The sequence below is a fragment of the Rathayibacter sp. AY1F2 genome, from assembly GCF_002930885.1.
GTDB lineage: Bacteria > Actinomycetota > Actinomycetes > Actinomycetales > Microbacteriaceae > Rathayibacter.
In genome coordinates this window covers 40,140-47,155 of record NZ_PSVG01000024.1, presented here as the reverse complement: position 1 = coordinate 47,155, position 7,016 = coordinate 40,140, and the positions used below count along the sequence as shown (strand labels likewise).

The following is a 7,016-nucleotide window of genomic DNA, read 5'->3' as shown; positions in this document are numbered from 1 at the left end:
CGTCCCCGGCCTGTCCGCTCCCTCGAGGCCGTCGTGCGGAACTCCGCCGCCTTCGGCACCGGCTTCGTCGAGGGCACCCCCGGCGCCACGGCACCCGGCCCCGCGGAGGAGCCGGCCACCGCGCGCAGCACGCGCACCTCCTCCGCCCGCCTCGCCACCGCCGCCCTCGGCTCCGCCCGCACGGCGCATACCGGCTCGAAGGTCACCCGCCGCGTCGGCACCACCTCGACCCGACTGCGCGGCCCGAGGCTCGGCGCCGGGCTCACCACCGTCCCGTCCCGCCCGGCCGCCGACCCGATTGCCGCCCTGATGACCGAGGCGGTCCTCCCCGAGCGCAAGCGCTTCTGCTCGCACTGCGGCACCGCCGTCGGCCGCGGGCGCGACGGTCGGCCCGGCCGCACCGAGGGGTTCTGCCCCAACTGCCGCACGCCGTTCTCGTTCACTCCGCAGCTGGTGAAGGGCGATGTCGTCGGCGGCCAGTACGAGGTCGTCGGCTGCCTGGCCTACGGCGGCCTCGGCTGGATCTACCTCGCGCGCGACCGGAACGTCTCGGGGCGCTGGGTGGTGCTCAAGGGCCTGCTCAACTCCGGCGACCCCGACGCGTACGCCGCGGCCGTCACCGAGCGCCGGTTCCTGGCCGAGGTCGAGCACCCGCTGATCGTCGAGATCTACAACTTCGTCCTGCACGACGGCGCCGGCTACATCGTGATGGAGTACGTCGGCGGGCCGAGCCTCAAGCAGATCCTGAAGGAGCGGCTGGACGCCAACGGCGGCGCCGCGGATCCGCTGCCGGTGGACCAGGCGCTCGCCTTCGTGCTCGAGGTCATGCCCGCCTTCGCCTACCTGCACGACCACGGCCTGCTCTACTGCGACTTCAAGCCGGACAACATGATCCAGGTGGGCGACCAGGTCAAGCTGATCGACCTCGGCGGAGTGCGCCGGATCGACGACGAGGACTCCGCCATCTACGGCACCGTCGGCTACCAGGCTCCGGAGGTCGCCGACCTCGGTCCCTCGGTCGCCTCCGACGTCTACACGATCGGCCGCACGCTGGCCTCGCTGGTGCTCGACTTCCGCGGCAACCAGACGACCTTCGTCGCCTCGCTGCCGCCGGTGTCGGAGACGCCGCTGTTCCAGCGCTACGACTCCTTCTACCGCCTGATCGCGAAAGCGTGCGCTCCCGACCCGCAGGACCGCTTCGCCACGGTGGACGAGATGCGCGGCCAGCTGCTCGGGGTGCTGCGCGAGGTCGTCGCGACCGACCGCGGTCCCGGACACCCCGCGCTGCACTCGACGGAGTCGGCCCTGTTCGAGGCGCCCGTGGCCGACGTGGTCGACCGCGTCCCGCCGTGGGACGCGCTGCCGGCGCTCCGCCGCGACGAGTCCGATCCCGCCCGGTCGTGGCTCGCGGGCGTGAACGTCGCCGACCCGATCGTGCGCCTGCGCGCTCTCGCGCTCGCGCCCACCGTGACGGTCGAGGTGCGGCTCGCCCGCGCCCGGGCGGCGATCGAGGCGCAGCGCTGGGAGGAGGCGGCCCGCGCGACGGGCGAGATCCTCACGGAGGACCCGTGGGAGTGGCGGGCGGTCTGGATGAGCGGTCTCGCGCAGCTCGCGCGCGGCGACGACATCGGGGCCCGCGCCTCCTTCAACACCGTCTACGGGCAGGTCCCCGGCGAGCTCGCCCCGAAGCTCGCGCTCGCCGCGGCGTGCGAGGCGAGCGGTGAGCCCGAGGTCGCCGAGTCCCTCTACGTGATCTGCGCCCGCGCCGACGCGAACTACACGGCACCCGCCGCCTTCGGTCTCGCGCGGGTGCGGCAGCTGCGCTCCGACCTCGACGGGGCGCTCGACGCGCTCGACATCGTCGCGCCCACGCGCTCCTCCTACTCCGACGCGCGCCGCCGCCGGGCGGAGCTGCTGGCGGAGTCGGGCCGCGGGCTGCCCGCGCTCTCGGCCGCCCTCGCGAGCGTCGACTCCGTGTCGATCGACCAGCGGACCCGCCTCGAGCTCACGACCCAGGTCCTCGCCTCCGCCCTCGAGCTGGTGCGGCGCGACGGCCCGGCCGAGGGAGCGACCCTCGGTGGAGTCGAGGCGAACGAGGCCGCCATCCGCGACGGCCTCGAGGCCTCCTACCGCGCGCTCGCCGCCTCCACTCGCGAGCGCGACGAGCGCCTGCGCCTCGTCGACCGGGCCAACGAGGTCCGACGCTGGACGCTGACATGAGCGGCGCGCTGTCGACTCCCTGTCCGAACTGCGGCGAGCCGGTCACGACCGGCGACGCGTTCTGCGAGGCCTGCGGGACGCCGCTGATCGTCGCGGCCGCCCCCTCCGCTCCGCCCGTCGCCGTCGGAGGATCCGCCGCCTGCGTCTACTGCGGGGGAGCGGTCGCCGAGGACGGCTACTGCGAGCAGTGCGGACGCCCCGCTCCGACCGAGCGCGAGCACTGGGCCGAAGCGCCGCACCCGCTGGTCGGCGGCGTCTGCGACCGCGGGCTCCGGCACCCGGCCAACGAGGACGCGATGGCGCTCGGGGCGACCACCGGCGCCGACGGCTCTCTGAGGACGGCGCTGCTCGTGGTCTGCGACGGGGTCTCCTCGACGCCCGACTCCGACAAGGCGTCGCTCGCCGCGGCCCGCGCGGCACTCAGCGCGCTGCAGGCCGAGGTCGGCGGCGAGAGCGCGGGAGCGGACCGCTGGCGCGCTCTGCTGCAGATGGCCACCGCGCGCGCCTCCGGAGCGATCGACGCGGCCGTTCCCGAGAAGCGGTCGAATCCGCCCTCGTGCACCTTCACCGCGGCGGTGCTGGACGGCGCGCTGCTCGTCACGGGCAACGTGGGCGACAGCCGCAGCTACTGGATGCCGGACGCGGGCGAGCCGCGGCAGCTCACGGTCGACGATTCGTGGGCGCAGGAGCAGATCGCCTCGGGAGTGCCGCGGGAGCAGGCCGAGACGGCGCCCGACGCTCACGCCATCACCCGCTGGCTCGGCGCCGACGCGCACGACGAGGAGCCGCGGGTCGCCTCCGAGGAGCTGACCGAGCCGGGCTGGGTTCTGGTCTGCTCCGACGGGCTGTGGAACTACGCGTCCGCCGCCGAGGACCTGGCGCGCGTGCTGCGCGAGTCGCAGGAGCGGGTGGGCGCGGATCCGGTCACGCTCGCGGAGGCGCTGGTCGCCTGGGCGAACGAGCGCGGCGGGCACGACAACATCACGGCGGCGCTGGCGCGGTTCGACCCGGCGGGTGCGGCGGAGGCAGCGGCTGAAGCGTCCGCTGCCGAGGTGCACGGTGAGGAGATCGGCACAGCCGAGCAGGATGCTGCCGACTCCGGTGCCGATCCCGATGGTGCGGAGCCGGACACCGCGGAGCCGGACGCTGCCGGCGCCGGCGCCGCCGACCTCGGCGCTGCGGGCCCGAGCGCGGCCGACCCCGCCGCCTCGAGCCCCGACGCGGCCACCCCTTCGCCCGACGCCGACGCCTCCCGTCCCACCGACTGAGCGCGCCGATCCGTCCAGACCACCCCTCCACCGCTGGACGGATCGGCACCCCCGCGGCCGTGGTCACGCCCCTACAGTCGTCGCCATGAGCATCGCCGAGCCCGCCACCGCCCTGTCCGTCGTCGGCCACTGGATCGACGGGGCTCCCTCGGCCTCCTCGTCCGGCCGCACCGCTCCCGTCTACGACCCGGCGCTGGGAGTCGCGACCAAGGAGGTCGCGCTCGCCGACTCCGCCGAGGTGGACGCCGCCGTCGCCTCCGCGAAGGCCGCCTTCCCCGCCTGGCGCGACACGTCGCTCGCGAAGCGGCAGCAGATCGTCTTCCGCTTCCGCGAGCTCCTCGAGGCGAAGAAGCAGGAGCTCGCCGAGCTGATCACGTCGGAGCACGGCAAGGTCGTCTCGGACGCGCTCGGCGAGATCACCCGCGGGCAGGAGGTCGTGGAGTTCGCGACCGGGCTCGCGCACCACCTCAAGGGCGAATACTCGGAGCAGGTCTCCACCGGCGTCGACGTCTACTCGACCAAGCAGCCGCTCGGCGTGGTCGGGATCATCTCCCCCTTCAACTTCCCCGCGATGGTGCCGATGTGGTTCTTCCCCATCGCCATCGCCGCCGGCAACACCGTCGTGGTGAAGCCCTCCGAGAAGGACCCGTCCCCGGCGATCTGGCTCGGCGCCCTCTGGAAGGAGGCCGGCCTCCCCGACGGCGTCTACACGGTGCTCAACGGCGACAAGCAGGCCGTCGACGGGCTGCTCGAGCACCCCGACGTCCGCTCGATCTCGTTCGTCGGCTCGACCCCGATCGCGCAGTACGTCTACGAGACGGGCACCCGCCACGGCAAGCGCGTCCAGGCCCTCGGTGGGGCGAAGAACCACATGCTGGCGCTCCCCGACGCGGACCTCGACCTCGTCGCCGACTCCGCCATCAACGCCGGCTTCGGCTCGGCGGGCGAGCGGTGCATGGCGATCTCGGTCGTCGTCGCGGTCGAGCCCGTCGCCGACGAGCTGATCGCGAAGATCCAGGAGCGGGCCGCGACCCTGCGCACCGGCGACGGCCGCCGCGGCTGCGACATGGGCCCGCTGATCACCGAGGCGCACCGCGACAAGGTCGCCTCCTACATCGCGATCGCGGAGGAGGACGGCGCGGAGGTCGTCATCGACGGGCGCGGCATCGAGGTGGACGGGGACGCGAACGGGTTCTGGCTCGGCCCGACCCTGCTCGACAAGGTCCCCACCACCTCCCGCGCCTACACGGAGGAGATATTCGGCCCGGTGCTCTCCATCGTCCGCGTCGCCTCCTACGAGGAGGGCGTCGCACTCATCAACAACGGCGCCTTCGGCAACGGCACGGCCATCTTCACCAACGACGGAGGAGCGGCCCGCCGCTTCCAGAACGAGGTCGAGGTCGGCATGATCGGCATCAACGTCCCCATCCCCGTCCCCGTCGCCACGTTCTCCTTCGGCGGCTGGAAAGCGTCCCTCTTCGGCGACACCAAGGCCCACGGAGCAGAAGGCGTCCGCTTCTTCACCCAGCAGAAGGCCATCACCAGCCGCTGGCTCGACCCCTCCCACGGCGGCATCAACCTCGGGTTCCCGCAGAATTCCTAGGCTCTCTCCTCCTGGCGTCGTCGATCGCCCGCAGTCGGCTCGGGAGGGTGGTCGGGTCTTGCAGAGCGTCGTGCGTTCCGCGCACGTCGATCCGCTGGGACGCGGATCGCCGGTTGCGCTCCGCGGCGCTTGTGAGGCTCTCTCCTCCTGGCGTCGTCGATCGCCCGCAGTCGCGGTACGCGACCCGCTCTTCCCAGCGCGACCACCCTCCCCGGCCGACCGCGGCCGATCGACGACGAAGGAGGAGAGAGGCTCTTGAGCACCGCGCAACCGGCGATCCGCGTGGGAGCGGATCGTCGTGCGCGGTACGCGACCCGCTCTTCCCAGCGCGACCACCCTCCCCGGCCGACCGCGGCCGATCGACGACGGAGGAGGAGATCGGCTATGAGTGCAGCCGCAGCGCCGTCCAGAGCTCGGTGCGGGCGGAGACGTCGTCGAGGTCGAGGCCGAGGGCGCGCTCGACGGCGGTGATGCGGTTGCGGAGGGTGTGACGGTGCACGCCGAGGTCGCGGGCGGCGGGCTCCCAGGCGCCGTTGCGGCGGAGCCAGACGCGGGCGCTCTCGAGCAGCACGGCTCCCTCCGGGGTCAGCAGCGGTGCGAGCATCCGGCGGGCGAGCGGTGCGGCTCCGGCGGCGGCGAGGAGCCCGATCATCCCCTCTGCGGCGACGTCCTCGAAGCGGACCACCGTCCCGTCTCCCGTCCGCTCGGCGGCGCGCCGCGCCTCCTCGAGGCCCCGGTCCAGGTCCGACCATCCGATCGGGGCGGAGGCGCCGGCGCTCGCGCCGTGCCGCTCCAGCACGGCGGTCAGCGGCCCGAGTCCGTCGGCGGCGGCCACGGCGACGAGCGAGCCGTCCCTCTCGGCGAAGAACAGGCGCGCGCCGTCCTCCTCCGCCACGACCTCCAGCTCGTCGAGGAGCGAGTCGCCGTGCACGGGCGCGCTCAGCACGACCACCCGCACCGGCTCGGCGGGCAGCGGGCTCCCCAGGCGCCGTGCGGTGCTCTCGGCGACGTCGAAGGCTCCCGCGGCCAGCAGCTCGAGCAGTCCGGAGCGCAGCTGCCGGCGGGAGGAGTCCAGCGCGCGCCGCTGCTCCAGCGCGATGCTCGCCAGGGCGATGACGCTCGCGACGAGGTCGCTGCCCGCCGGGTCCAGCGGCGTGCCCGTGCCCACGGCGAGCACCCCGCGCAGGTGGTCGCGGCGCCCGATCGTCTGCAGCGTCACACCGCCGCCGTCGTCGAGCCGGAGTCCCGCTCGGCTGCCGCGGGTCAGGGCGTGCCTCGCGGCCGCGGCGACCGCCTCCTCCGCCGGCACGTCGAGCCGGGTGGGCAGGTGCACCCTCTGCCCGGCCGCGTCGTAGAGGGCGACCCAGCAGTCCAGCTGCCGCTCCAGCTCGGTGAGGATCGCCGCGAGCCCGTCCGGCCGCAGCGCCGCGCGGGCGACCCGCCGCTGCGCCTCGAGCGACCATTCCAGCCGCTCGCGCTGCTCCCGCGAGATCACGTCGGCGACGAACCGGATGATCCCCATGAACGGAGTCAGGTCCGCCACCTCCAGCAGCGGCAGGCCCTGGCGCTCGCACGCCGTGACGAGAGCGGCGGGCACCTCGTCGTGCACGATGCGGGTGGCGAAGCCGAGCGCGCGGATGCCGCGGCCGCGCAGCCGGGCGACGTACTCCTCCGAGAACTCGGCGCTGTCGTGCCCGGTGAAATGGACGCCGTCGGTCAGCAGCAGCTGGCCCGACTCGAGCCAGGGCGTCGGATCGACGAGGTCCGAGGAGTGCGCCCACACCAGAGGGGCGTCGAGGTCGGCCTCGTCGTGGACGCCGGCGAGCACGCGGAGGCAGAAGGCCGGTTCGGCCAGCAGATCGCGGACGGTCGCGGGCATGCGCGGCTCCCTTCGACGTTCCGTCCATCGTAGGGTCCGCGGATCG

General features: G+C 74.1%; 4 protein-coding genes. 3 read left to right on the top strand and 1 reads right to left on the bottom strand.

Annotation, left to right across the window (positions count from 1 at the left end; all coding sequences use genetic code 11):
* The 3 genes from C5C54_RS15205 to C5C54_RS15195 form a co-directional block, all read left to right on the top strand.
* On the top strand, nucleotides 1–2,220 hold a 2,220-nt coding region (locus C5C54_RS15205; protein WP_219812211.1), incomplete at its 5' end, for a serine/threonine-protein kinase.
* Nucleotides 2,217–3,488 (top strand): PP2C family serine/threonine-protein phosphatase, encoded by a 1,272-nt coding sequence (locus tag C5C54_RS15200; protein WP_104288692.1) that lies wholly within the window; start codon nucleotides 2,217–2,219, stop codon nucleotides 3,486–3,488. The genes C5C54_RS15205 and C5C54_RS15200, both read left to right, overlap by 4 nt.
* Before the next feature lie 85 nt (nucleotides 3,489–3,573).
* Nucleotides 3,574–5,091, top strand: coding sequence for a CoA-acylating methylmalonate-semialdehyde dehydrogenase (locus C5C54_RS15195; RefSeq protein ID WP_104288691.1), 1,518 nt, complete (start codon nucleotides 3,574–3,576; stop codon nucleotides 5,089–5,091).
* 382 nt (nucleotides 5,092–5,473) lie between these two features.
* On the opposite strand, the gene C5C54_RS15190 is transcribed toward C5C54_RS15195, so the two are convergent.
* The gene (locus tag C5C54_RS15190) at nucleotides 5,474–6,970 is read right to left on the bottom strand and encodes a PucR family transcriptional regulator (protein WP_181127912.1); all 1,497 of its coding nucleotides are present in this window, start codon (nucleotides 6,968–6,970) and stop codon (nucleotides 5,474–5,476) included.
* Nucleotides 6,971–7,016: the final 46 nt, after the last annotated feature.

Bases quoted from the DNA above. Each gene is read 5' to 3' on its own strand.
- C5C54_RS15200 (WP_104288692.1), top strand. From the start codon at position 2,217: ATGAGCGGCGCGCTGTCGACTCCCTGTCCGAACTGCGGCGAGCCGGTC.
- C5C54_RS15195 (WP_104288691.1), top strand. From the start codon at position 3,574: ATGAGCATCGCCGAGCCCGCCACCGCCCTGTCCGTCGTCGGCCACTGG.
- C5C54_RS15190 (WP_181127912.1), bottom strand. From the start codon at position 6,970: ATGCCCGCGACCGTCCGCGATCTGCTGGCCGAACCGGCCTTCTGCCTC.